A 24,290-nucleotide genomic window follows, 5' to 3' on the forward strand; every position below is an offset into this window, starting at 1 on the left:
CGACAAAATTAGACACTAACCCTAGTACTTCTGAGATTGTAAAAGTAATAAGGAAAAACAGTAAATATGGGCGCTTGCTAAGTTTACTGCGCATATATAATATTGTAAGTAAAACTAATAGAGACGCACTTATGACATCGCCATAAATCTGCACTTTTAAAACCTCCAAAATTATAAAAGCAATACTTAGTATTACAAGTATAATTTTGAGTAATCTATTGATAATCATATTCTCTCACATTAATAGCTGGGGATAAACATACAACAAAAAATGTAATTAAACGAGTAAAAATGCATTTTATCGATATATTACTATGTTTGTTAAGAAAAATATGACGGAATTACTAATATCTATTAGCTAATCATATTCAAAAATTCAGCTTCACTTATAATAGGAATCTTTAAATCTTCAGCTTTTGTACGCTTACTTGGTCCCATTTTATCTCCAGCAACTAGATAACTGGTTTTAGAAGAAATTGACGATGATACTTTACCTCCATTATCTTCTATAAGTTTTTTGAGTTCGGTCCTAGAAACTGTTTCAAAAACTCCTGAAACCACAAATGAGTTACCGTTAAGTTTATTGGTTTGGTTTGCTAACTTTTCTGCTGAAATTTCGAGTTGAACACCAAAGGCTCTTAAGCGTTCTACTATTCTAATATTCTCTTCGGAGGAGAAAAACTCAACAACACTCTCTGCGATACGCTCACCAATTTCATCTACACCTACTAAATCAAGAATAGATGCCATCTTGAGATTATCAATAGATTTGTAATGCTTAGCTAGCTTTTTTGCCACAGTTTCTCCGACGTAACGAATCCCCAGTGCAAAAAGTACACGTTCAAAAGGAATTTGCTTAGAGGCTTCAATTCCATTGACTAAATTCTCAGCACTTTTTTGTGCCATGCGTTCTAATGGTAAAACATCTTCAACCTTCAGTTCGTATAAATCTGAATAATCTGTAACTAATCCATTAGTAACTAAAAGCGCTACGGTTTCACCACCTAAACCTTCAATATCCATAGCCTTGCGAGAAATGTAATGTTGAATACGCCCGATGACCTGAGGCGGACATGCATTATAATTAGGGCAATAATGCTTAGCTTCTCCTTCTGGACGAATTAACTCTGTATAGCATTCTGGACATCTAGAAATGTATTTTGTGACTAGAGAGCTTTCAGGACGCTTAGACAAATCTACAGCTATAATCTTGGGTATTATCTCTCCTCCTTTTTCTACAAAAACTTCATCACCTACTCTAATATCTAATTTTTCAATTTGGTCTGCATTGTGTAAGGATGCACGTTTTACTATTGTACCTGCTAATTGCACAGGTTCTAAATTTGCAACAGGGGTAATTGCACCTGTGCGCCCCACCTGATAGGTGATTTCGTTGAGTCGTGTTGAAACCTGTTCTGCTTTAAATTTGTAAGCCATGGCCCAGCGTGGTGCTTTAGCCGTAAATCCCAATTCATCTTGCTGATATAAGTTGTTTACTTTAATAACAATACCATCAATCTCATAAGGTAAATCATGACGATGCGTATCCCAATAATTTACAAATGCCAGTACCTCATCAATGGTGTTGACTAGTTTTGCCTCCTTAGGAACTTTAAAACCCCATTCTCTAGCTTTTTGCAGACCTTCAAACTGAGTAGAGATATTTAGATTATTTCCTTTTATACTATACAACAAACATTCTAGTGGTCGTTTTGCGACCTCAGCACTATCTTGCAATTTTAAACTACCAGATGCTGTGTTTCTAGGGTTTCTGTATGGTTCTTCATCATTTGCTATACGCTCTTCATTCATTTTCAAGAATCCATCGATTGGTAAAATAATTTCGCCACGAATATCAAAACGTTCAGGAAAATCTCCTCTTAGCTGTAAAGGAACCGTCTTTATTGTCTTTACATTAGCCGTCACCTCATCTCCTTGAACTCCATCACCACGTGTCACGGCTCTGATAAGTTTTCCGTTTTCATAAGTTAGGTTCATAGAAGCGCCATCGTACTTAAGCTCACATGTGTATTGCACTTGTCCATCGACCAATTTTTTAATTCTTTTTTCCCAATCAAGAAGGTCTTCCTTAGAATAAGAATTGTCTAAAGAATACATCCTGAAATCATGAACAACTGTGTTGAAGTTTTTAGTAATTGCACCACCTACCCTTAGTGTTGGTGAATTTTCATCATAAAATTCTGGATGCTTATCTTCTAAAGCTTGAAGTTCTTTTAGCTTGATATCGAACTCGTAATCTGATATTGTGGGATTATCGAGTATGTAATAGTTATAGTTGTGCTGACGTAACTCGTCGCGTAATGCTTCTATTTTTTGTTTTGTGTTCATTTATTTAATCAAAAATCTGATTCCTAAAGCCTTTCTTTATTCAACCATTTTGGTGCTGGAAGTGGCACATAATTTTCCATCTTTTCTAGCAAGCCTTCTATTGTAGTATCTATTACAACAGCATCTAAGTTTTCTTGCTTCAAGAAACCTTTCTCTACCATGACAATACATTGCTGGATTAAAGCATCGTAATAACCGTTACTATTTAAAATACCAATGGGTTTTGTATGCAATCCTAACTGTCCCCAAGTGGTGATTTCGAAAAACTCATCCATAGTACCAAATCCTCCTGGAATAATTATAAAACCATCACTTTTATCGTACATAATCACTTTACGGTCGTGCATGTTTTGAGTGACGATAAGCTCAGTTAAAGCTGTGTTGACTATCTCCTTAGTACGTAAAAACTCTGGGATGACACCTATAGTTTTACCTTGTCCATCTACAACCGCTTTGGCAACTGTTCCCATGATACCAATCTTGGAAGCACCATAAACCAAAGCTATATCTCGCTCAACAAATATCTTTCCCAAACGTTTGGCTTGGTCTATAATAAACTCATCATTACCGCTACTACTACCGCAAAAAACTGCTATACTTTTCATCTTATGTCTTTGTACCTTTAAGTATTCTATGGTTACCGTTTAAATCTTTTATTAATTCAATATCTGAAAATTGGGAATCTGTTAACAACTGCTTTGTTTCGTCTCCAAGATACTGATTGATTTCAAAATAGAGCTGCCCTTTTTCTTTCAAATTATTAACTGCAAATTCTCTTATTACTTTGTAAAACACTAACGGATTATCATCCTCAACAAATAGTGCTAAATGTGGTTCGTTATCTAATACATTCGGTTGAATTTCTTTCTTTTCAAGATGTCGAACGTATGGCGGATTGGACACTATGACATCGAACTCTAAATCCTGAAATACTAAATTCCAATTACCACTATCTAAAATATTAGCTTCTATAAAATGAATACTCACATTATTAGTTTCTGCATTTTGCTTAGCAATACCCAAAGCTTTATGGCTCACATCCAAAGCATAAACTTCAGATTGTGGCAGATGTTTTGCTAACGAAATAGCAATGCATCCACTGCCAGTTCCTATGTCTAAGATTTTGAGAGACTTCTCTCCCGAGGCATCGAAATGGATTGAAGTAACCGTTTTGTAATCTTGAAGGATTAAGCCCACCAACTCCTCTGTTTCTTGACGAGGTATTAAAACGTCTTCTGTGACTTTGAATTTTAAACCAAAAAACTCTGTTTCTCCAAAAATATATTGAATAGGTTTTTGCTGTTTTAAATCATCTAGTGTATTGAAAAATGCTTCAGTTTTAGATTTTGAAATTGAAAATTCTGGCTCTAAAGACAATTGAATTCTGGGGACATCGCAATACTGTTCGAGGCATAAAAAAAAGAAACTGGCAACCTCTTCTTTTCCGTAAATGACATCTAGTTCTTTGTGAAATATTTGTTTTAAGTCGAGTGCTTTCAAAATTACAAATCTTTTAGCATCCAAACTGAGCAAGAATAATGTCCGGTATCGCCCATAGGCGCATCTATAGATTTAAATCCTACTTTGCGGTAGAGTTTACGTGCATCGTCCATATAGGGCATGGTTTCTAGGTAACACTTATCAAAACCTGCTTGCTTTGCAAATTCTAAACATTTTGCCATCATTTGGCTACCAATACCTTTACCTCTAGCTTCTGGCATAAAATACATCTTTTGGAGTTCGCAAATGTTTCCTTCGTAATTATCTAAAGGAGAAATTCCTGCACCTCCAAGTACTTCATCTCCCTGAACAACTACAAAATATATCTTTTGAGACTCATCATAAGTTTCGTACATACAATCTAAAGCCTTGTCCTCATAAGCTGTACCCACTTTTGGCACACCAAACTCAATTAAAACACTTCGAATAGCTTTGGCTATTTTTGGATTATCTCGAGGCTCAATTTCTCGAATAACAATAGTATCTTTACCCACCTAATTAGTAATTATCGTGTTGAAAATTTGAAAGCATGAAGATACAGAATAAAAATATCCTATTAATGAAAAGATTTATCTTGATTTCAGCATTTTTTTCACTGCTTTTTAACTGTACTGTTACTGAAAAACCAGAGTTTCTTGGTGTTGAAAATATTAAGGTTTTAGACTCTAATATTAAAACAATTACCCTTAGTGCTGATGCCAAATTTTTAAACCCAAATGATGTTGGAGGTACACTAAAAACTGATGATTTAAGCGTATTAATAAACGATACGGAAGTTGCTAGATTTGAAACTAAAAGTTTTGACGTACCCTCTAAAAAAAGTTTTACTATACCGCTCACGGTTACTGTTGCTACGGATAGTATAGTTGATAAAAAGAGTATCGGCGGTCTATTGGGTAGTCTTATCTCTCAACGTCTTAAAGTGCAGTACAAAGGCGAAATAGATTATAAAGTTTTTGGATACTCATCATCTTATTTCGTTGATAAAACACAAGATGTAAAAATTAAACTTTAAGCTTGAATTTAGACGAACGCTACATAACACGCTGTTTGCAAATTGCCAAAAATGGATTAGGCACTACTCGTCCAAACCCCATGGTAGGCGCTGTTATCGTTAACGATAACAAAATAATAGCAGAAGGTTATACAAGCCCTTACGGTGGACCTCATGCAGAAGTTAATGCTATTAATGCTATAAAGAACAAAGACCTACTTAAAATCAGTACGCTTTATGTGACCCTAGAGCCATGCAGCCATCAAGGTAAAACACCACCATGTAGCGATTTAATTGTTAAACACAAAATCCCACGAGTTGTTATTGGGTGCATTGATGACAATCCACAAGTGGCTGGAAAAGGTATCGCTAAACTTAAAGAAGCAGGATGCGAGGTTACAGTAGGTGTTCTAGAAAGACAGTGCAAAGAACATCACAAACGTTTTTTTACATTTCACAACAAAAAACGTCCTTATATTATTTTAAAATGGGCAGAAACTAAAGACGGTTTTATAGCCCCAAAATCTAAAAACAAACAAAAGCCCGTTTGGATAACAAACCAATATTCCAGACAATTAGTTCATGAATGGCGAGCTGAAGAACAAGCTATTCTAGTTGGAACAAATACTGTTTTGCAAGACAACCCCAGCTTAACAGTTAGAGATTGGAAAGGTGAAAATCCTTTACGAATTGTTTTGGATAGACGCTTGAAATTAGACAAGAATTTTTCAGTTTTTGACGATAAGGCGGAAACGCTTATTCTATCTGAAACCAATATCGATTTTGAAAAACCAATTGCAAAGGAAATTTGTGGTTTGCTATTCGATAGAAACATCAACTCAATTATTATTGAAGGTGGCGCAAAAACACTTCAAACTTTTATAAATGAGAATCTATGGGATGAAGCTCGAGTTTTTATTGGGGATACTGAATTTAAAGATGGAATAAAAGCGCCGCAGTTAAAAGGAAATTTGATATCTGAAGAACAGTTTTTAAATGACACCTTAAAGATTTACACAAATGATTAAAACCTTAATATTTGATTTTGGAGATGTTTTTATCAACTTAGACAAGCAAGGCGCTATGGATAATGCGCTTAAGCTTTTTGATATGCAAGTTTTTGATGAAGATATGCTTCAAACAAACATTAAGTATGAAATTGGAGCTATATCAACTTCTGATTTTTTAGACTTTTATAAATCAAAATTCCCGAAATTAGAAAAAACACAAATCATTCAAGCTTGGAATTATATTATAAAAGACTTCCCAACCTATAGACTAAAATTTGCTCAAGAATTAGCCAGAGAAAATAAGTATAATTTACTTCTACTAAGTAACACCAATGACTTGCATATTGATTTTATAAAACAAAATGTATCATTCTACGAAGACTTTAAAAAGTGTTTTAATCAATTCTACTTGTCACAAGAAATTAACTTAAGAAAACCCAATACAGATATTTTTGAATTTGTTTTAAAAGAAAACAACCTAAAAGCCAACGAGTGTCTTTTTATTGATGACACCAAAGAAAATATAGATGCGGCAGAAGAATTAGGGTTTCGCGTATGGAATATCGATGAAACTAAAGAAGATGTCATTAACCTATTTAACATCAAAAATCAACTCTTTTGATATACTTAGCACTCAGCATACTATCTTCAACAGGGATATTTGTTCTCTTCAAATTATTTAACAAACATAAAGTTGATACACTTCAAGCCATTGTAGTGAATTATATCACGGCTTGCTGTTGTGGATTTATTCATAACTCTCAGCCTGTAAACTTTTCAGAAGTAATGACTTCTAACTGGTTTATTCCAGCAATATGCCTCGGCTTCTTATTTATTGTCATATTTAATGTTATGGCTATTACTGCACAAAAAAATGGCTTATCTGTGGCTTCTGTAGCAAGTAAAATGAGTGTTATTATCCCCGTAATATTTGGTGTTTGGGTATTTAAAGAAAGTGTAGGGTTTAAAAAAATTACAGGAATTCTATTAGCATTAATAGCCGTTTATTTAACTTCCGTTAAAGCTAAAGAGGCTAAAGCATCACATGCATCGTTAATACCTCCAATCATTTTGTTTTTTGGCTCGGGCATTATTGATACATCGATAAACTATTTTGCTCCAGATGACAGCATTCCTTTGTTCTCAGCATTTATTTTTTGCTTTGCATTTATTGTCGGCAGCTTTCTACTCATATACAAATCCATAAGGTTGAAAAAAAGCTTTAAGCTTAGAAGCTTACCTTTAGGTATTACCCTAGGCTTGGTCAATTATTCTTCAATTTTTTTCCTGCTCAAGGCTTTGCGAATTGACGGCCTTGAGAGTTCGGCACTTTTCACTATAAACAATGTTGCCATTGTTGCCATTTCTACCTTGGTTGGCCTCTTAGTTTTTAAAGAGCAAATCTCCAAAAGAAATTGGTCGGGGATTGCCTTAGCTTTGATTTCAATTGTTTTGATTACACTTGCGTAATGGAAAATAAAGATACTTACAAAACTATTGTTAAGCCCTCAGAAGAGGCTTTATTCAAAGATAAAAACAGTAAGTTTTATGGTTATGCATATCCTGTAAAAACAGAGGACGACATAAAATCGATACTAGAAAAATTAAAGAAGCAACATTATGCAGCTCGGCATTGGTGCTACGCTTACCAATTAGGTACAGAGCAAGTTAAATATAGGGCTAATGATGATGGTGAACCAAGTAATTCTGCAGGGATGCCTATTTACGGACAAATACAATCTTTTGAAGTCACAAATATTCTAATTGTTGTTGTTAGATATTTTGGAGGTTTTAAACTTGGGGTTGGTGGATTAATAAACGCTTATCGTACAGGTGCGCAAATGGCTTTAGAAAACTCTAAAATCATAGAAAAAACGATTGATGTAGAATTTCAACTAAAATTCGATTACAAACATATGAGCCGTGTTATGCGTATTTTAAAGGAACAAAATGCAGAAATTACTGAGCAGAAATTAGAAATGCATTGTAAACTAGACATCTCTGTAAGAAAAGGAAATGCCAAAAACCTAAATGATATTATAGATACTCTTCACGAAGTAGGAATTAAAAAACTATAACGTACTTTCTTTCAATTTTTCCAATAGATATTCAGGGCATCGTGTTGGTAGATTTCTTTTCATATCTATAAATACCAAAACTGTATTTCCAATAGCCAACAAATCGCCCTTTTCGTTAACTAATTCATAATCAAATTCTATACGTGCCTTAGGTATATTTTTTATTGAAGTTTTAATTGTGAGTAAATCATCATACCGCGCAGAATTTTTATACTTAATTTCTAATGAAATAACAGGCAACATAATCCCGTCATCTTCCATAGATTTGTAGGTAATTCCGTACTGTCTTAGCCACTCTGTCCTACCGACTTCAAAATAAGATGCATAATTAGCGTGGTATACAACGCCCATTTGGTCTGTCTCTCCATAACGCACCCTTATTTGTGTTTCGTTTTTATGCATATCTATAAATGTGTTGTTTAACAAAAAAAGTGTACCTTTAATCGTTGGATAAAACATGAGAAAAAAATTCTGAAAATTCTAATCAATTTCATTTTTTTTTTAACTTTTTTGTTCACATATTTGTCTGGTGTAAAAAACTAACCAAGAGAATTTCAATGTCTCTTTTTTTTTACTCAATCAACTAACTAACTGACAAAACTTAATATAAAGTATGGATGTAACGGCTCAATCGGTCTGGGGCAATTGTCTCTCTTTTATAAAAGATAATATTCAACCTCAAGCATATAAGACTTGGTTCGAACCTATTGTAGCTGTTAAATTAACCAACAACGCTTTAAGCATTCAAGTTCCTAGTAAATTCTTTTACGAGTGGCTAGAAGAGCATTATGTAAAAATCCTGAAAGTTGCTTTGACCAAAGAGCTTGGTGAAGATGCCAAACTAGTTTACGTTATAAAAATGGAAAACACGTATGGTAACAGACAACCATTTACAGAACGTATTCCTAGCTCAAACAGAACAGCCGTAAAGTCTCAAGAGGTTGATGTTCCTTTTAACAACAAAAATCCTGAATTAAAGAATCCTTTTGTTATCCCTGGAATTAGAAACGTTAAGATTGAATCTCAACTAAACCCTAATTACACCTTTGAGAACTTCTTAGAAGGAGATTCTAACCGTTTAGCACGTAATGCTGCCATAGCCGTAGCAAACAAACCTGGCGGAACTTCTTTTAACCCACTACTTATTTTTGGTGGTGTTGGTTTAGGAAAAACACACTTAGCACACGCTATTGGTGTTGATATAAAGGACAAGTATCCAGAGAAAACGGTTTTATATATTTCTGCAGAAAAGTTTACACAGCAGTATATTGATTCTGTAAAAAAGAATAATAGAAACGATTTTATTCATTTTTACCAAATTATAGATGTGCTCATTATAGATGATGCACAATTTTTCTCTGGTAAATCTGGAACTCAAGATGTTTTCTTTCATATTTTTAATCATTTACACCAAAACGGGAAGCAGGTTATTTTAACTAGTGATAAAGCTCCTGTAGATATGCAAGATATTGAGCAACGCTTATTATCGCGTTTCAAATGGGGACTATCTGCAGAACTACAAAGTCCTGATTTTGAAACCAGAGTATCTATTTTAGAAAACAAGTTGTATCGTGATGGTGTTGAAATGCCTGATGAGATTATTGAGTATGTTGCAAAACATATTAAATCTAATGTCAGAGAACTTGAAGGCGCTATCATTTCATTAATTGCGCAATCTTCTTTCAACAAAAAGGAAATCACAATTAATTTAGCGAAAGACATCGTTGAGAAGTTTGTAAAAAACACCAAACGCGAAGTTTCTATAGATTACATTCAGAAAGTAGTTTCAGATTATTTCCAGATGGACGTAAGTACACTACAATCTAAAACAAGAAAACGCCATATTGTACAAGCAAGACAGTTAGCAATGTTCTTTGCAAAAAAATACACTAAGGCCTCTTTAGCTAGCATTGGTTCTCAAATAGGACAACGTGATCATGCTACAGTACTTCATGCTTGCAAAACAGTAGACAACTTATCGTCTACAGACAAGCAATTTAGAAAGTACGTTGAGGATTTATCTAAAAAGCTAACACTTTAATCACAATATTTTATGTCGGTCAAGCCATCTAAAACCAAAATTTTAATGGTTTGCTTAGGCAATATTTGTCGTTCTCCTTTGGCCCATGGAATCTTGGAGTCCAAATTACCAAAAGAAGACTTTTATGTCGATTCTGCTGGTACAGCAAGTTATCATACAGGGGAAAAACCAGACCATCGTTCAATAGCAGTTGCAAAATCAAAAGGCATAGACATCAGCACACAACGTGCTAGGCAATTTTCTGAAGTAGACTTTGACAACTTCGATTTTATCTATGCTATGGACGAATCCAACTATAGAAACATTTTAAGACTTGCTAAAACTGAAGATGACCAGAGAAAAGTGAAACTCATTCTAAATGAGCTTTCTTCAAATTCTAATTCTGAAGTTCCTGACCCTTATTACGGCGGTGACGAAGGTTTTGAAAATGTTTACCAAATGTTAGATGAAGCTTGTGATGTGATAGCTAGTAAACTTCAGAATTAAATCATTCATTTAATTATCTTTGAAGTATGAATGAAAAAGGCAAACTTTACCTAATCCCTACACGCTTAGGCGACAATCCACCACTGGAAGTTTTACCACTTTCAATTAAAAAAATCATTGAACAACTTGATGATTATATCGTAGAAAACGAAAAAACAGCAAGACGTTTTATCAAACGTGTTGTGCCAAATAAATCGCAACCTAGCCTTCGTTTGAAGGTATTAAACAAGTATACTCAAGAAAGTGAGTTAAATTCGTTTTTAGAGCCTTGCTTGAATGGAACATCCATGGGAATTATCTCAGAAGCTGGATGCCCAGCTATTGCTGACCCAGGAGCAGATATTGTAAGTATTGCTCACCAAATGGATATTAAAGTAGTGCCTCTAGTTGGCCCATCTTCGATATTATTAGCCCTTATGAGTTCTGGTATGAATGGACAGAGCTTTGCATTCAACGGCTATCTACCAATAGATAAACAAGAGCGAAAACAAAAGATTAAAGCCTTAGAAAAACGTTCTTACGAATTGAATCAATCACAGTTATTCATAGAAACTCCATATAGAAACAACCAAATGTTAAATGACTTAGCAACAACGTTACATCCAAGTACTAGGATATGCGTAGCCTGTGATTTAACATTACCAACAGAGTTTATAAAAACTAAGCCTGCAAAAGATTGGAAGAATAACACAGAAGACTTGCACAAGCGCCCTGCCATGTTTATTATTCAGAAAGATTAAATAGAAACTTTTGCTCTTTTTTCTGGAGTAATAAAGGAAGTATCGTAGCCTGAAAAGCGTTTTAAATAATATCTTACCGTAGTACCATAACCATCGGCAAAATTATTTGCACCATAACTTCTTAGATATTTTTTAACGCTTCCAGCACCAGCTAAATGTGCCGCTGCCAAAATACCAGACTCAGTAATTTTTACACCACCAATCTTTTTACCTACAAAACGTTTGATATCCTTTCTCAAAATCCATTTGTTACGCTTTGCGTTAGCAATAAATGCTTTTTCTTGAAGTTCTGGAGTGTTTAAGAAATATGTAGGATTGTAAATACCTATCATTTTTAGAGTCTCTTTACCGAATTGGTATTTACCTAAATACCCAAAAGTGTTGACTGTAAAATAATTTCCTTGAGACTCTTTAAATGCTAAAGCTTCTTTAAAAGCCTCAAAAGATTTACCTAAATATGGTGTAAAAACAGGTTGGTCTTTTGTCTCCTCCTTTTTCTCAACCATAGCAATCTTCTTTGGAGCATCAAACTTTAAATCGATACCATCAGTAGAGTACTGTTCTGGATTAAGAATAGTCGTAGGGTAAATTGCTAATGCAATTAGCAAACAAACTGCAAAAGGAATTATAACGTTAGATACTATTTTAGTGTTCATAACCTAAATTTTATTCAAAGCTAAATCAAAAATTGAGCCATATAAAAATTCGGCTGCAAAGATACGAAAAAGTAATTAACACTGAAAATCAATAGATTAAACTCGACTAAAAGTAAATATAATGGGCTTTTACGCCATTTTTTCCGTTAAACTCCAAAGTAGGCATTGGCACTTTTATGGTGTTAAAAACGCTAAAAAGTGTTTTAAGGAAGTTAGAATTTGTTTGTATTCGGGTTAAATCGATATCCAAACTGAGGTAAAATTGTCGGTATCTATCTTGATTAGGAAATAGAATTGTATCGTCCTTTCCTGTCAGCATTCCATTGGCACCATAACCTACAGCAAAGTTTAACCAATTAGGAATAAACTCCGTTTTTAAAAATGAATTAATATTAAAACTCAGCCAATACGTTTGCCCATTATAATCTTTTAAGAACTCTTCAGAAAGTCCAGCGCCTAACTTATCCGGATTTTGTGGCGCAAACTCAGTTCTACTGAATGAATATTTTAATGCTATACGCTGTTCATCCCAGAGAAGCTCTTGTCCGACGTATAATCCTGTACCTCCAGCATTAGCTAGCATATCTCCCCAAGAAAAGCCCCATTCTTGTGAAAAACCATCAAAAACCTCAACAGCTGTTAAAAAACCTAATCCTAGAGCTGAACCATATATTAACTGGTCTTTTTTGGTAACTCCAGCCCAGTTAAGAGTTTCTGCTCCTACTCTACTCAATTGGTAACCTGAATAAACGTGTCCTAACTTATCCATCTGAAGCCATTGACTATTATCATTAGTAGTTCTGAATTTTGAACGTTCAAAATCAGCATACCATAATTGATCTAATGCTACAAGAGTTAAACTACCAAGGGCAGCTTGAGACATAGCAATAGCATTTCGCCTTGGCTTGTTAAGAGAATCACTAGGTTTTAAAAACTGATTGAATTTAGATTGAGACGTTGCTACTGAAACAAAAGATAAAATGACTAGTATGGAAAGATAAATAGACTTCAAACTACTTTTTTATCCCTTGTTTATCTAAATATTGATGATAGGCTCTAGCATTATTGTTATGCTGACTTAGTGACTTCGCAAACCTATGAAAACCAGGTCTTTTAGGGTCAGCTGCAAAATATAAATAGTTGTGTTTTTCGTAATTTAAAACCGCATCAATAGCTGATAAATCTGGCATTGCAATTAACCCAGGAGGAAGTCCTGCATATTTATAAGTATTATATGGCGAATCTATTTCTTTGTGCACATTAAGCACGCGTTTTATAACCGTATTAGCATATTTTGGCAACTTATAGGCTGCAAATTTTAATGTTGGGTCGGCCTGAAGCGGCATACCTAGTTTTAAACGATTTATATAAACTCCAGCAACACGAGGTTGTTCCGATTTTTGTTTTGACTCTTCATAAACAATAGATGCCAACGCCATTACCTCATCTCTTGAGAAATTTAAAGCCTTAGCTTTTGCCATTCGGTCAGCGTTCCAAAACTTATCATACTCTGTTTTCATGCGCTTTACAAATCCTTCTGCTGATGTATTCCAAAAGACCTCATAGCTATTTGGCAAGTACATACCTAATGCCGTTTCTTCTTTTAAATTGGCACTCTTTAAGAAGTCTTCATCTTTCATTGCCTTTAATAAGCTTACGCTATCAGCATCAATCTGGGCAGCAACACGACCAGCTAAAGCTTCAAGAGAATTTTGGTTGTTAAACGAAAGCTTTACAGCAATGTTTCCACTTCGGATAGAATTAATAATATCGTTATTATTCATTCCTTTTTTAATTTGGTATTTGCCCGGTTTTATATTAGAAATGTATTTTTTTTGCTTTGCAAGTGCATCAAAACCATCAATATCTTCTAATAAAGGTTCAAGTTGTTTTCTTACATCTAGGTAAGAATCTTCTTTAGAAATATAGATGTAAGCTTCGGTCTCACTAAATTTTGTATTAGGGCTAAACATAGCCCCATAAATGTAATACGCGAAAAATGCGAAAACTAACAAACCAATCAAGGCAATAGCCCAAAGTATCTTTTTTATATACATTTTAATTATTTATAAGTTGTAGAAGGTATTCGTTTTTGAATCCTTTATTAGTAAAATTCCAATCTCTTTTAAGCCCAACTTTTTCAAACCCTTTACTTTCAAAAAGCTTTAGACTCACCTTATTTGTTTCAGAAATATTGCAAAACAACTGATGTAGTTGCAATTGCGTAAAACTATAATTAATTAATAATGACAAAGCTTCACTCCCCAATCCTTTACCTCTACTTGCTTCATCTGTAATGACAATACCAATACCTGCACGCTTATTCTTAAAATCGAAATCAAACAAATCTATCAAACCGAGAGTTTCGTTATCATAACTCGAAATCACCAATCGTAATTGTTTTGCCTCATAAATATCTTGATGTGCATTTTCTAGATATTGCTTGACTAAAAATCGTGAATATGGTGTCTGCGTATGACTTAAATGCCAAATACTCTCATCATTTTCTACTTTATAGACAAACTCCAAGTCCTCTGGCTCTAAAGCACGCAAATAAATATGTTCGCCTTTAAGAGTTACCATTCTACTTCACCTTTAAAAACCTGAGTTGCGGGTCCAATAAGCCAAATATTAGTATAGACTTCATTATTTTCCTTAAAAGTAATACTCAAATCTCCACCTTGGGTTTCTAATATCACTTTATTAGATGTCGTTTTTCCACTTTTATGCATGGCTAAAGCTACAGCAGTTACACCCGTTCCACATGACAAAGTTTCGTCTTCCACGCCGCGCTCATAGGTTCTTACTGCAAATTTGTCTGAAGAAATTTGTTTAACAAAATTTACATTACTTCCTTCTTCATCATAAGGTTTACCATATCTAATTTTTGCGCCATTCGCCTTTACATCAAAATCTATTAAATTTTCAACCAGTTCAACATGATGTGGAGAACCAGTATCTAAAAACTGATGATTCTCAAAAGTCTGAATAATAGACACATCTTGCATCTGCAATTTTACAACATCATCATCTATTTCAGCTTTATGGACCCCATCTATGGCTTCAAAAGTAGTCTCATTTCCAATAACCCCAAGGAATTTTGCAAAAGCAACGATACAACGTCCGCCGTTACCACACATACTGCTTTCATTACCATCTGCATTAAAATATACCATCTTAAAATCTAGAGTAGCGTGTTTTTCCAAGAGGATAAGTCCGTCGGCACCAATGCCAAAACGGCGGTTACACAATTTGGCAATATTTTTGCTGTTAGATTTATCGAATTCTAACGACCTATTATCTATAACAACAAAGTCATTGCCTGTGCCTTGATATTTGTAAAAATGTCCTTTCATAATGATGGACAAATATAACAATAAAACGCCTTAAACTGCGGTGTTAAATCGTCGTTAAAGTTGAATTTGAAATTCAATAATTAAATAATTTTAAACGTTAAATAGTAAACTTAAAACTGAAAAGAATGAAGAAGATTTTGACATTAGTATGCGTTTCGGCATTAGGTGGTCTACTAACCTTAGGAGGCTATAAACTATTTGTTGAAAAAGAGCAAACACAAGTTGTTGAAAATAGCAACACATCACAACTACCAATCTACGTACCAACCTCTAATTCTAATACGTTATTAACCAATACGGAGCGTCCGGATTTAGTATCTGCAGCCAACAAAACTATTGATGCTGTTGTGCATGTTAAGAATACACAGATTAATAGAGGTCCACAAACTTGGGGAGATATATTTAGTGGGCGTACCATAGAACGTAAACAATTGGCAGGCGCTGGCTCTGGAGTTATTATTTCACCAGATGGATATATCATTACCAATAATCATGTTATTAAAGGTGCTGCAGAGTTATCTGTAACACTTAATGACAATAGAACATTTATGGCTGAGTTAATAGGTACTGACCCAAAGAATGACATTGCACTTTTAAAAATTGAAACTGATGACCAATTGCCTGTAGTACTGTTTGGTGACTCAGACGCAACCCAAATTGGCGAATGGGTTCTTGCTGTAGGTAACCCGTTTAATCTTACCTCTACAGTTACGGCTGGTATTATTAGTGCAAAATCTAGAGACCTTTCTGGAGGGCAATCCTTTATACAAACAGATGCCGCTGTAAATCCAGGAAACTCAGGTGGTGCTTTAGTAAATGTTAATGGAGAGTTAGTTGGTATTAATACCGCTATAACCTCGCAAACAGGTTCTTATGTCGGTTACTCTTTTGCTGTACCAAGTAATATTGCTCGAAAAATCGTAGAAGATATTATGGAGTTTGGTGATGTACAAGACGGTATTCTTGGAGTTACAGGACTAGCTTTAAACAGTGAGGCGGCTGAAGAGTTAGACGTTGATATTACAGAAGGTTTTTATGTTAGCGGAATTGAAAATAAATCTGGTGCTGATTTGGCCGGAATCTCAAAAGGAGATATTATAAGAAAACTCGATAATGTAGAGATTAATAAATTTTCTGACTTAAGTGGATACTTAAAGACCAAAAGCCCAAATGACGTTGTTAATGTTGAAGTTTTAAGAGACGGAAATATAAAAACCATTCCTGTTACACTTACTAAAAGAGAAGATCTTTATGTTGAGTTTATGGATATGCAGTTTAGAGATATTCCAGAAAGAGCTAAAAAGGAATATCCGCAACTTTCCGAAGGTGGTGCTTTAATCTTAGAAAATAAAAATGCGTGGCTATATAATAAAGTAGGTCTCAGAAGAAACTATGTTATAACTGCAATTAACGATATAGAAATTAAAAGTGTAGACGATATAAACAATCTGAAGAAAGAATACGGTGAAGATTTTACCAAATATCTTAATAAACTTGAATATTTAGATGGAAATCTGAAACGAAAAGAAATAATTTTCAGATAAATTACACCAAAATATCAGTAAAATTAACCCTTCGAGATTACAAATTTTGAAGGGTTTTTATTTTTATAAAAATACGCTACGAAAACGTTTGAAATATAGTATTTTTGCCGAAAATTTTGAAAGCCGTACTAACAAACCAAAAGCTTTCAGACGAACTAAAACAAAACACACAACACAATGCCTTTTAACGACACTTACGAAAATGAATTAGCCTTTCAAGCGGATAGACGCCGTGCAACAGTAGAATTCATTAAAATTCTAAATGATTTATGGTACGATAAATCAATCGAACTTGTTCTTTTTAGAAATTCTCTAATCGACAGAACGGTAAGCGATATTATTAACTTACATGAGTACGCTGGCGAGTTTGTTCAAAAACCAATTTCTATTTTCGATTCTGTAGAGATTGCAAAAGCCATTCATCAACTAGACTTACCTCCTGCAAAACTAGATATTGGTAAGTTAACTTATGAGTACCATTTAGAAGATGAAAAATTTAGCAATGCATTAAGTTTTGTTGCTGAAAAACTTAGAGGTGCCGAAAATAATAATGGTATAGAACCAAAAGATATTATCCTTTATGGTTTTGGTCGTATTGGTCGTTTAGTCGCGAGAGAATTGATGACTAAAACAGGCAAAGGAAGTCAGATGCGCTTAAGAGCCATTGTTACTCGTGGTGCTATTGATGCTACCGTTTTAGAAAAAAGAGCCTCATTATTAAAGAACGATTCTGTTCATGGTGATTTTTCTGGCACTGTAACTATTGACGCTAAAAACGAAGCATTGATTATTAACGGCACAACTGTAAATGTCATTTCGGCAAATGCTCCAGATGATATCGACTATACTAAATATGGTATCAGTAATGCTTTAGTTATTGACAATACAGGTGCGTTTAGAGATAAAGAAGCACTAAGCAGACATCTAAAAGCTAAAGGTGTAGATAAAGTTTTATTAACGGCTCCAGGAAAAGGAATTCCAAATATTGTTCATGGTGTTAACCACCTAGAAAACAATCCTGATAAAGTGAAAATTTTCTCTGCGGCTTCTTGTACAACAAATGCTATAACTCCAATCCTTAAAGCTGTTGAAGATTCTTATGGTGTAAAATCTGGACATTTAGAAACTATACATGCATACACTAACGACCAAAACTTGGTAGATAATTATCATCATAAATACAGAAGAGGTCGTGCAGCGGGATTAAATATGGTAATTACAGAAACAGGTGCTGGAAAAGCAGTAAGTAAAGCACTTCCTGCTTTAGAAGGAAAACTAACCTCAAATGCTATTAGAGTTCCTGTACCAAATGGTTCTTTAGCAATTTTGAATTTAGAACTTGAGCGTGAAACTTCTGTTGAAGCAATGAACGCTATAATGAAAAAATATGCACTTGAAGGTGATTTGGTTGAGCAAATTAAATACGAAATGAGTGACGAGCTTGTGTCTAGCGATATCGTTGGAAGTTCAGCACCTTCAATCTATGACAGTAAAGCGACGATTGTTAGAGAAGATGGCAAAAATGCCGTGTTATACATCTGGTATGATAATGAGTATGGTTACAGTCATCAAGTCATTCGTTTAGCAAAATACATATCTAAAGTAAGACGTTATACTTATTATTAATAGTGTAATCCAAAATAACGTTTTAAAACGTATATCAATAGCCTTGCAAATTTGTGAGGCTATTTGTTTATATAAATACATAATACTGTTAAAATTCCTATCTTGTGGAAGTCTTAAACCTAACCGTAATTAAAATGAAATACTTAACCAAAACGCTACTCCTATTTTCTTTTATCTTTTTCCAATTTTTAAATGCTCAAGTAGCTACAAACGAAGAGACTGAACTCAAACGTAACGAGGGGTCAGTTGACGACCAGTTTGAATACGTGATATCAAAATCTTACACCTATCGCGGTAATGGAAAGGTTTACAAAAACGTACAGTACCATTGGCTAACAGAACTTAAGGCAAGTGTTGCTGATACTTTAAAACAAAAAAATAAAGTTATTACAGACACCAAAGTTATTGTTGAACAGCAAGCTAAAGAAATTGAGAACTTAAAAGGTAGCTTATCTAATACGCAAACTGAATTGACAAACACAAATGCTGAAAAAGACAGCATGTCTTTATTTGGTATTCAAATGAGTAAAAGTGGTTACAATATTTTATTATGGAGCATCATTGCGGGACTTTTAGCACTAACGTTACTGTTTATTGTTCGCTTTAAAGGCAGTAATTCTGCTACAAAAGAAGCCAAGCAAAAATTAGAGGAAGTTGAGACTGAATTTGAAGAACACCGACGTGTAGCTCTAGAACGCGAGCAAAAAGTAAGACGACAACTTCAGGACGAAATCAATAAGAATAAGGCGTAATAGCCTACAAAAATTATAAATAACAATCCGTAATTTGATTTCATATCATTTACGGATTTTTTTTATCTAAATATAATCTGCATTTCTTTTAGTCTAAAAATAAAGAATCACTGTAATTGTTTAATTCTCCATTCTATAAAAATTATATTAGGCACCCAACACAAAAAAGAGAGGTAAGAATAAAAATCACTAAACGGAAGATTCATAGCGGTTGCTAAACCTAAATATATTCTAAAAGTCACAAAGGCAAAACAAAAGGCATAGCTACGCATCATCCAAACACGATGAAGCTTAATATTACCTTTACGTATTGTAATGTATGCAACAGTTGTAGTTAATAACCAACCTAAAGCTAAACCAACAAAGCCAGCCTTAGAATACCAAGCTCCTGTAGCATAAAATCCTACAACAAGTCCAGCTAAGCCACTAGGGATTACTGAAGCAACATATATTTTTCCTAGCATACGATGAAGGCTCAATCTTTTAAGACGTAGTTTCTCAAAAAACTGGGTACTACCTGACAATATAGCTACAGCTCCAAAACCAATATGAACCATAAACAAAGGAATATACCAAGAGCTCTGCAAAAGTACCTCTGGTTTACTAGAGAAAAGACCTCTAGAAGAAGGCATAAAAGCAAAGATTGCAGGATATAGACCAGTTAATATAGCTAACAAAGCCATAATCACAAGACCAACTCGAATCCTTTTTGATGTGTTTGCCATATGCTACTAGGTGAATTATTGAATTAATATTTTGATGATAATTTAAACGCTAAAACTAAGATTTACTCTTTAATAATTTATCTTCTTCATGTATCAAAAACCATTTAAAAACTGAAAATCAAACAATTAGCTGCTTTTTAGTATATTGTAATATGGATTTTTAATTAGTAATTATGACTAAAAATATAAAAGCTCTTAGTTTAAAGTTTTCAAGATACTTATTATTAACTACTGTTTTGTTGTTTTCCTGTGATGATGATGACGATACTATTTCCATAGGTCTTCTAGCAGAACATCGCGGTATATACATCAATGATTTTTATACTGCTGGTATTCTAGGAAACAGCGCACTCGAGGATGATTTGTTGGCTTGGGTAGACGTTAACGATTTTACAGATATATATCTATATAATATTGGATCCGCTCTTGGAGATGGACTAGACAATGATTTGCGCACTTTTGTAGACAAAGCCCATAACCAGATACCATACTTAAGAGTATCTTTTGTCTCTGCGGGTTTTGGTGATTCTTTTACAGAAATCGAAGGCTATCACGACGGGCGTAAAGACAATAGACCCGATGGTATAGTGAGCGAAATTGAATTCTGGAACGGCAGTATGAATTTTGCTGATAACTATGCACCTTGGATTGATAAAGTCAATGATTTAAAATTTACGCCGCCACCTGGTGAAACGACGCCACTTAATGCAGGTGTTACTCGTCAATTTTATATTGGTAAGATTAAAGACCCAGGATTACCACCAAGTCTAGCTATAGCTAAAGAATTAGTGATGCATCATGATGAAATTTTCTTAACCAATTACCATAATGACGCATGGTTACTATCTAGCTCTACATTAGAAAACTCTATAGTTAATAAGCTGAATTTGTTAGCGCAAGCTGGAATGGAACTTAACAAAGAAGTAAATATTGTTATTCTATTCAATGTGTTTCAATCCTCTCCCTCACCAGAAATTTGGGATTACTTTTCAACAACTGGTATGGATAACGAATTTGAAGATGCATTTGTAGAATGGAGCAACGAGTATGACACTAGTGCAGATATTATAAATAAAGAATTCTTAAATATTAAGGGTTTTGGCATCTATAGATATAGTGACGCCTTAAATGCAAGACCTTAAACAAGGTACTTTTTGTATTAATAATATAGGTTGACATTGTAGCTATTTTCAACTAACTTCGTTTAACAATCGATATAATTCATTATTAGCGAACCATATCTTTAAGTTGGCGCTCATAACAGCAAAATCCTGCAAATTTTAATAAAAATGGAATTATCAATTGAAAAAGAGGAATTGCTTAATCAAATAATAGCTGATTTAAGAAGAATTGAAAATATAGAAGCTGTAGTTTTAGGAGGTTCTTATTCTACAGGCAATGCAACAGAAAAATCTGATATAGATATTGGTCTTTATTATTCTGAAAATGCACCTTTCAATATAGATTCTATAAAGCAAATCGCAAATAAATATTCAATTCACAAACCCACGGTTACAAATTTTTATGATTGGGGAAAATGGGTCAATGGCGGAGCTTGGATAGAAACCAAATATGGTAAATTAGATTTTATCTACAAGAATATTGAACAATTAATAGCTACAATTAGCGATTCGAAAAATGGGAAATGGGAAAATGACTTTGAGCAAAAACCACCTTATGGCTTTTCTTCGATTACATATTTGGCAGAGACAAAAAATTGCATAGTACTTTATGACAAAAGTGGAATTTTGAAAAGCCTTAAAGAAAAAGTGGAGGTATATCCAAATAAATTAAAAAAAACGATAATAACGGAATCTATAAGGTCTGTTGAGTTTACAATTTCACACGCAGAATTGTTCTTTAATGAAAACAATATGTATCACACAACAGGTTGTTTAACAAGAGCCATTAAAAGTATTTTAAATATAATCTTTGCAATTAATGAGACCTATCCAATTAATGATAAATCAGCAATTAAGACTATTCAAATGAAAGAAAAATGTCCGAAAAATCTAAATTTAAAAATAAACAATATTCTTTCTTTGAAAATAGGAGAAGGAATGCAAAATATTCAATATTTAAAAGAACTTTTTAAGGAAACCATTAGTTTTCTTGAATAATAATAATAATAATAACATTAAGAGTATAATTACGAAGAGCCAACACCGTGTATAATTCATTGCTAGTACTAGCCTATTTGGAAATTCCTTCGGAATTTCCTCTGGTTCGTTTTAGTTTACTAATTTAGTTGCTGAAACACGCAACGAAATCATACACAAAACCGTTAAACGACAATCTCCAAAACCAATTTCCCAATTTCCAAGATTAATCGCATCTTTGCAAAATGCGTATAGACATTATCACCGTTTTACCAGAACTATTAAAAAGTCCTTTTGAGGCCTCTATACTCAAACGTGCTATAAAAGCAGGCTTAGTAGAAGTGCATTTTCATAATCTTAGAGATTACACTACAGACAATTACAAATCTGTAGACGACTATCAGTTTGGTGGCGGTGCGGGGATGGTGATGATGATAGAGCCTATTGATAAATGTATCACAGGTTTACAGGCTCAACGTAATTACGACGAGATTATTTATATGACACCAGATGGTGAGCGCCTTAATCAAAGTATAGCCAACCAAGTATCCTTAAAAGAAAACATTATTATTCTTTGTGGGCATTACAAAGGTGTAGACCAACGCGTTAGAGATAAGTTTATAACTCGAGAGATTTCTATTGGCGATTATGTGCTTTCTGGTGGAGAGCTAGGTGCTGCGGTACTTTGCGATGCGGTAATACGTTTAATTCCAGGTGTTTTAGGCAACGAAACTTCTGCATTAACAGATAGCTTTCAAGATAATTTGCTAGCGCCTCCAATATACACAAGACCAAGAGAGTACGATGGCATGAAAGTCCCAGAAGTACTATTCAGTGGTAATTTTGGCGAAATAGAAAAATGGCGTGAAGAGCAAGCTTACCAACGTACCAAAGAACGCCGACCAGACCTTCTTAATGACGATTAACGATTGAAAAATATAAATCACACAATTAAACAAACAGCCTACTGCCTACTCAAAATTTATCACTTTTCATTATATACTTTACACTTTTTAATTATCTTTGCACCCAATTTTGGATTAACCTCTGGCGAGAATCGTGAATGTTGGTTTGAATTAACTATTATAAACAAAATAACATGGAGTCTTTAGTAAAATTTGTACAAGACGAGTTTGTAACAAGAAAAGATTTACCTGAGTTTAGTGCTGGTGATACAATCACAGTATACTACGAAATTAAAGAAGGTAACAAAACACGTACGCAGTTCTTTAGAGGTGTAGTATTACAACGTAAAGGAAGTGGAACTTCTGAAACATTTACTATCCGTAAAATGTCTGGTACTATTGGTGTAGAGCGTATTTTCCCAGTTAACTTACCAGCTTTACAAAAAATCGAAGTTAATAAGAGAGGTAAAGTACGTAGAGCTCGTATCTTCTACTTTAGAGGTCTTACAGGTAAAAAAGCTAGAATTAAAGAGGTTAGAAAATAAGCCTTTAATTCTTTTACCAACAATATTTAAAAGCCTTGATTTTTCAAGGCTTTTTTCGTTATTAACTTTTGTTAATAAGTGCGGTTTATAAATTGTGGATATCTACATCGTTAAAAAATTTGGAATTTTAAATCTAAAACATACTTTAGCTAAACAATTAACAACAAACCTAGTTTGTTTTTGAATTTAATTTCAGATTAATGTTAAATTGTTAACGAAGATACGTTCTTTGTTTATTGAGATTTTTTCAGTTGCGGATTAAGCTGTGTATGCAGATTTAAGAAACAACTAAATTAAAGTAAAGTGTAATTTCGGTTAGATTTTATTTTAAGGATTGGTTTTGAAAAGTAGTTATTGCTCAGTCAATTAACGAAAAGTAGAAACAGGACGTATAAACATTGCCATTATGAAAGTAAGGGTTAATGATAAAGCGAACTAAGAAATCTCTCGAAATGTGGAAAAACAGGTCAATGCATATTGAAAGTTAGGAAGCATTTCATGGAAACTGAACAACTTGAACCGAAAAAGATGAGGGTTCTGCCCATCAGCTGAGTTAGTGAAAACTAAATAGGTCATGTAAAGTAAGTTTCTAAAAAAGCCATGTCACATCAGTTTTACTGAATGATATGGCTTTTTGTTTTTAACAAAGGTCTCAATTTTGTCATTCTGAACTTGTTTCAGAATCTCCCTATTTATAACACTCATAAGAATGAACCTTTCTTTAATAAACAACAAAATTTTTCAAAACAGTTTATCGCATTCTACGGGATTAATAATTAAATCTTAATTTCATAATTCCATTAGCTTCAAGCTTCATCCAAAGCATTGAATTTTGTATATTTGCACGGCTTTAAAAAAGCCTTGAATCCACTTTATAGCATACA

General features: G+C 33.9%; 26 protein-coding genes. 15 read left to right on the plus strand and 11 right to left on the minus strand.

From position 1 onward, the window contains the following. Positions 1-354: 354 nt before the first annotated feature. The 4 genes from ligA to BUB95_RS13770 are packed head-to-tail and all read right to left on the minus strand — an operon-like array spanning position 355 to position 4,343. Entirely contained in the window at positions 355-2,349 is a 1,995-nt protein-coding gene (ligA, locus tag BUB95_RS13755; RefSeq protein ID WP_073087579.1) for an NAD-dependent DNA ligase LigA, read from the minus strand. A 23-nt stretch (positions 2,350-2,372) separates the two neighbouring features. Beyond that, positions 2,373-2,954, minus strand: a complete 582-nt coding sequence (locus tag BUB95_RS13760) for an LOG family protein (RefSeq protein ID WP_073087581.1) — start codon at positions 2,952-2,954, stop codon at positions 2,373-2,375. A gap of 1 nt (position 2,955) precedes the next feature. Continuing rightward, positions 2,956-3,849 carry a peptide chain release factor N(5)-glutamine methyltransferase gene (gene prmC, locus BUB95_RS13765; protein WP_073087643.1) on the minus strand — a complete coding sequence of 298 codons (894 nt, stop codon included), beginning with the start codon at positions 3,847-3,849 and terminating at the stop codon, positions 2,956-2,958. 2 nt (positions 3,850-3,851) lie between these two features. Beyond that, positions 3,852-4,343 carry a GNAT family N-acetyltransferase gene (locus tag BUB95_RS13770; protein WP_073087583.1) on the minus strand — a complete coding sequence of 164 codons (492 nt, stop codon included), beginning with the start codon at positions 4,341-4,343 and terminating at the stop codon, positions 3,852-3,854. 65 nt (positions 4,344-4,408) lie between these two features. Here BUB95_RS13770 and BUB95_RS13775 point away from each other — a divergent pair, with 65 nt between their 5' ends. Genes BUB95_RS13775 through BUB95_RS13795 form a run of 5 tightly spaced genes read left to right on the plus strand, consistent with a single transcriptional unit; the run spans position 4,409 to position 7,931 of the window. Next, on the plus strand, positions 4,409-4,864 hold the full coding sequence (locus BUB95_RS13775; protein ID WP_073087585.1) for an LEA type 2 family protein: 456 nt from the start codon (positions 4,409-4,411) through the stop codon (positions 4,862-4,864). Between the two features lie 2 nt (positions 4,865-4,866). After that, positions 4,867-5,871, plus strand: a complete 1,005-nt coding sequence (ribD, locus tag BUB95_RS13780; protein WP_073087587.1) for a bifunctional diaminohydroxyphosphoribosylaminopyrimidine deaminase/5-amino-6-(5-phosphoribosylamino)uracil reductase RibD — start codon at positions 4,867-4,869, stop codon at positions 5,869-5,871. Beyond that, a complete protein-coding gene (locus tag BUB95_RS13785) occupies positions 5,864-6,475 on the plus strand; it encodes an HAD-IA family hydrolase (RefSeq protein ID WP_073087589.1) in 612 nt (203 codons plus the stop codon). Before ribD ends, BUB95_RS13785 begins: the two co-directional genes overlap by 8 nt. Beyond that, the gene (locus BUB95_RS13790) at positions 6,472-7,323 is read left to right on the plus strand and encodes a GRP family sugar transporter (protein WP_073087591.1); all 852 of its coding nucleotides are present in this window, start codon (positions 6,472-6,474) and stop codon (positions 7,321-7,323) included. Before BUB95_RS13785 ends, BUB95_RS13790 begins: the two co-directional genes overlap by 4 nt. Continuing rightward, entirely contained in the window at positions 7,323-7,931 is a 609-nt protein-coding gene (locus tag BUB95_RS13795) for an IMPACT family protein (RefSeq protein ID WP_073087593.1), read from the plus strand. Before BUB95_RS13790 ends, BUB95_RS13795 begins: the two co-directional genes overlap by 1 nt. Here BUB95_RS13795 and BUB95_RS13800 read toward each other — a convergent pair. After that, on the minus strand, positions 7,926-8,333 hold the full coding sequence (locus tag BUB95_RS13800; RefSeq protein WP_073087645.1) for an acyl-CoA thioesterase: 408 nt from the start codon (positions 8,331-8,333) through the stop codon (positions 7,926-7,928). The genes BUB95_RS13795 and BUB95_RS13800 overlap by 6 nt on opposite strands. A gap of 211 nt (positions 8,334-8,544) precedes the next feature. On the opposite strand from BUB95_RS13800, the gene dnaA reads away from it, so the two are divergent. The 3 genes from dnaA to BUB95_RS13815 are packed head-to-tail and all read left to right on the plus strand — an operon-like array spanning position 8,545 to position 11,198. Next, positions 8,545-9,972 carry a chromosomal replication initiator protein DnaA gene (gene dnaA, locus BUB95_RS13805; RefSeq protein ID WP_073087595.1) on the plus strand — a complete coding sequence of 476 codons (1,428 nt, stop codon included), beginning with the start codon at positions 8,545-8,547 and terminating at the stop codon, positions 9,970-9,972. A 12-nt stretch (positions 9,973-9,984) separates the two neighbouring features. Further along, a complete protein-coding gene (locus BUB95_RS13810; protein ID WP_073087597.1) occupies positions 9,985-10,458 on the plus strand; it encodes a low molecular weight protein-tyrosine-phosphatase in 474 nt (157 codons plus the stop codon). Positions 10,459-10,484: 26 nt separating this feature from the next. Continuing rightward, the gene (locus BUB95_RS13815; protein ID WP_073087599.1) at positions 10,485-11,198 is read left to right on the plus strand and encodes an SAM-dependent methyltransferase; all 714 of its coding nucleotides are present in this window, start codon (positions 10,485-10,487) and stop codon (positions 11,196-11,198) included. On the opposite strand, the gene BUB95_RS13820 is transcribed toward BUB95_RS13815, so the two are convergent. From BUB95_RS13820 to dapF, 5 genes are all read right to left on the minus strand, one after another. Next, positions 11,195-11,854, minus strand: coding sequence for a peptidoglycan-binding protein LysM (locus BUB95_RS13820; RefSeq protein ID WP_073087601.1), 660 nt, complete (start codon positions 11,852-11,854; stop codon positions 11,195-11,197). The two genes, BUB95_RS13815 and BUB95_RS13820, sit on opposite strands and share 4 nt — an antisense overlap. A 106-nt stretch (positions 11,855-11,960) precedes the next feature. Further along, entirely contained in the window at positions 11,961-12,866 is a 906-nt protein-coding gene (locus BUB95_RS13825; protein ID WP_073087603.1) for a DUF2279 domain-containing protein, read from the minus strand. A 1-nt stretch (position 12,867) separates the two neighbouring features. Next, positions 12,868-13,911 (minus strand): endolytic transglycosylase MltG, encoded by a 1,044-nt coding sequence (gene mltG, locus BUB95_RS13830; protein WP_073087605.1) that lies wholly within the window; start codon positions 13,909-13,911, stop codon positions 12,868-12,870. A gap of 1 nt (position 13,912) precedes the next feature. After that, positions 13,913-14,437, minus strand: a complete 525-nt coding sequence (locus tag BUB95_RS13835) for a GNAT family N-acetyltransferase (RefSeq protein ID WP_073087607.1) — start codon at positions 14,435-14,437, stop codon at positions 13,913-13,915. Beyond that, positions 14,431-15,210, minus strand: coding sequence for a diaminopimelate epimerase (gene dapF / locus BUB95_RS13840; protein WP_073087609.1), 780 nt, complete (start codon positions 15,208-15,210; stop codon positions 14,431-14,433). The genes BUB95_RS13835 and dapF overlap by 7 nt, the downstream gene beginning before the upstream one ends. A gap of 125 nt (positions 15,211-15,335) precedes the next feature. Between dapF and BUB95_RS13845 the strand changes: the two genes are divergently transcribed. The 3 genes from BUB95_RS13845 to BUB95_RS13855 all read left to right on the plus strand — a co-directional run bounded on the left by BUB95_RS13845 (position 15,336) and on the right by BUB95_RS13855 (position 19,132). Beyond that, positions 15,336-16,754 (plus strand): trypsin-like peptidase domain-containing protein, encoded by a 1,419-nt coding sequence (locus BUB95_RS13845; RefSeq protein WP_073087611.1) that lies wholly within the window; start codon positions 15,336-15,338, stop codon positions 16,752-16,754. 177 nt (positions 16,755-16,931) lie between these two features. Then, positions 16,932-18,380, plus strand: a complete 1,449-nt coding sequence (locus BUB95_RS13850; RefSeq protein ID WP_073087613.1) for a glyceraldehyde-3-phosphate dehydrogenase — start codon at positions 16,932-16,934, stop codon at positions 18,378-18,380. Positions 18,381-18,514: 134 nt separating this feature from the next. After that, entirely contained in the window at positions 18,515-19,132 is a 618-nt protein-coding gene (locus BUB95_RS13855; protein WP_073087615.1) for a tRNA (guanine-N1)-methyltransferase, read from the plus strand. 107 nt (positions 19,133-19,239) lie between these two features. On the opposite strand, the gene BUB95_RS13860 is transcribed toward BUB95_RS13855, so the two are convergent. Further along, positions 19,240-19,857 (minus strand): DUF2306 domain-containing protein, encoded by a 618-nt coding sequence (locus BUB95_RS13860; protein ID WP_073087617.1) that lies wholly within the window; start codon positions 19,855-19,857, stop codon positions 19,240-19,242. A 173-nt stretch (positions 19,858-20,030) separates the two neighbouring features. On the opposite strand from BUB95_RS13860, the gene BUB95_RS13865 reads away from it, so the two are divergent. The 4 genes from BUB95_RS13865 to rplS all read left to right on the plus strand — a co-directional run bounded on the left by BUB95_RS13865 (position 20,031) and on the right by rplS (position 23,406). After that, a complete protein-coding gene (locus BUB95_RS13865; protein ID WP_073087619.1) occupies positions 20,031-20,999 on the plus strand; it encodes a hypothetical protein in 969 nt (322 codons plus the stop codon). 147 nt (positions 21,000-21,146) lie between these two features. Then, the gene (locus BUB95_RS13870; protein ID WP_073087621.1) at positions 21,147-21,977 is read left to right on the plus strand and encodes a nucleotidyltransferase domain-containing protein; all 831 of its coding nucleotides are present in this window, start codon (positions 21,147-21,149) and stop codon (positions 21,975-21,977) included. A 224-nt stretch (positions 21,978-22,201) separates the two neighbouring features. Next, a complete protein-coding gene (gene trmD, locus BUB95_RS13875; RefSeq protein WP_073087623.1) occupies positions 22,202-22,882 on the plus strand; it encodes a tRNA (guanosine(37)-N1)-methyltransferase TrmD in 681 nt (226 codons plus the stop codon). A 173-nt stretch (positions 22,883-23,055) separates the two neighbouring features. Next, positions 23,056-23,406, plus strand: coding sequence for a 50S ribosomal protein L19 (gene rplS, locus BUB95_RS13880; protein WP_073087625.1), 351 nt, complete (start codon positions 23,056-23,058; stop codon positions 23,404-23,406). Positions 23,407-24,290 lie beyond the last annotated feature (884 nt).

The organism is Winogradskyella jejuensis (genome assembly GCF_900129745.1).
In the GTDB taxonomy this organism is placed as follows: domain Bacteria; phylum Bacteroidota; class Bacteroidia; order Flavobacteriales; family Flavobacteriaceae; genus Winogradskyella; species Winogradskyella jejuensis.

Excerpts from the sequence above, each read along its gene's own strand:
- ligA (WP_073087579.1), bottom strand. The coding sequence starts at position 2,349 with ATGAACACAAAACAAAAAATAGAAGCATTACGCGACGAGTTACGTCAG.
- BUB95_RS13760 (WP_073087581.1), bottom strand. The coding sequence starts at position 2,954 with ATGAAAAGTATAGCAGTTTTTTGCGGTAGTAGTAGCGGTAATGATGAG.
- BUB95_RS13775 (WP_073087585.1), top strand. The coding sequence starts at position 4,409 with ATGAAAAGATTTATCTTGATTTCAGCATTTTTTTCACTGCTTTTTAAC.
- BUB95_RS13785 (WP_073087589.1), top strand. The coding sequence starts at position 5,864 with ATGATTAAAACCTTAATATTTGATTTTGGAGATGTTTTTATCAACTTA.
- BUB95_RS13795 (WP_073087593.1), top strand. The coding sequence starts at position 7,323 with ATGGAAAATAAAGATACTTACAAAACTATTGTTAAGCCCTCAGAAGAG.
- BUB95_RS13800 (WP_073087645.1), bottom strand. The coding sequence starts at position 8,333 with ATGCATAAAAACGAAACACAAATAAGGGTGCGTTATGGAGAGACAGAC.
- dnaA (WP_073087595.1), top strand. The coding sequence starts at position 8,545 with ATGGATGTAACGGCTCAATCGGTCTGGGGCAATTGTCTCTCTTTTATA.
- BUB95_RS13810 (WP_073087597.1), top strand. The coding sequence starts at position 9,985 with ATGTCGGTCAAGCCATCTAAAACCAAAATTTTAATGGTTTGCTTAGGC.
- BUB95_RS13815 (WP_073087599.1), top strand. The coding sequence starts at position 10,485 with ATGAATGAAAAAGGCAAACTTTACCTAATCCCTACACGCTTAGGCGAC.
- BUB95_RS13820 (WP_073087601.1), bottom strand. The coding sequence starts at position 11,854 with ATGAACACTAAAATAGTATCTAACGTTATAATTCCTTTTGCAGTTTGT.
- mltG (WP_073087605.1), bottom strand. The coding sequence starts at position 13,911 with ATGTATATAAAAAAGATACTTTGGGCTATTGCCTTGATTGGTTTGTTA.
- BUB95_RS13835 (WP_073087607.1), bottom strand. The coding sequence starts at position 14,437 with ATGGTAACTCTTAAAGGCGAACATATTTATTTGCGTGCTTTAGAGCCA.
- dapF (WP_073087609.1), bottom strand. The coding sequence starts at position 15,210 with ATGAAAGGACATTTTTACAAATATCAAGGCACAGGCAATGACTTTGTT.
- BUB95_RS13845 (WP_073087611.1), top strand. The coding sequence starts at position 15,336 with ATGAAGAAGATTTTGACATTAGTATGCGTTTCGGCATTAGGTGGTCTA.
- BUB95_RS13850 (WP_073087613.1), top strand. The coding sequence starts at position 16,932 with ATGCCTTTTAACGACACTTACGAAAATGAATTAGCCTTTCAAGCGGAT.
- BUB95_RS13855 (WP_073087615.1), top strand. The coding sequence starts at position 18,515 with ATGAAATACTTAACCAAAACGCTACTCCTATTTTCTTTTATCTTTTTC.
- BUB95_RS13860 (WP_073087617.1), bottom strand. The coding sequence starts at position 19,857 with ATGGCAAACACATCAAAAAGGATTCGAGTTGGTCTTGTGATTATGGCT.
- BUB95_RS13865 (WP_073087619.1), top strand. The coding sequence starts at position 20,031 with ATGACTAAAAATATAAAAGCTCTTAGTTTAAAGTTTTCAAGATACTTA.
- BUB95_RS13870 (WP_073087621.1), top strand. The coding sequence starts at position 21,147 with ATGGAATTATCAATTGAAAAAGAGGAATTGCTTAATCAAATAATAGCT.
- trmD (WP_073087623.1), top strand. The coding sequence starts at position 22,202 with ATGCGTATAGACATTATCACCGTTTTACCAGAACTATTAAAAAGTCCT.
- rplS (WP_073087625.1), top strand. The coding sequence starts at position 23,056 with ATGGAGTCTTTAGTAAAATTTGTACAAGACGAGTTTGTAACAAGAAAA.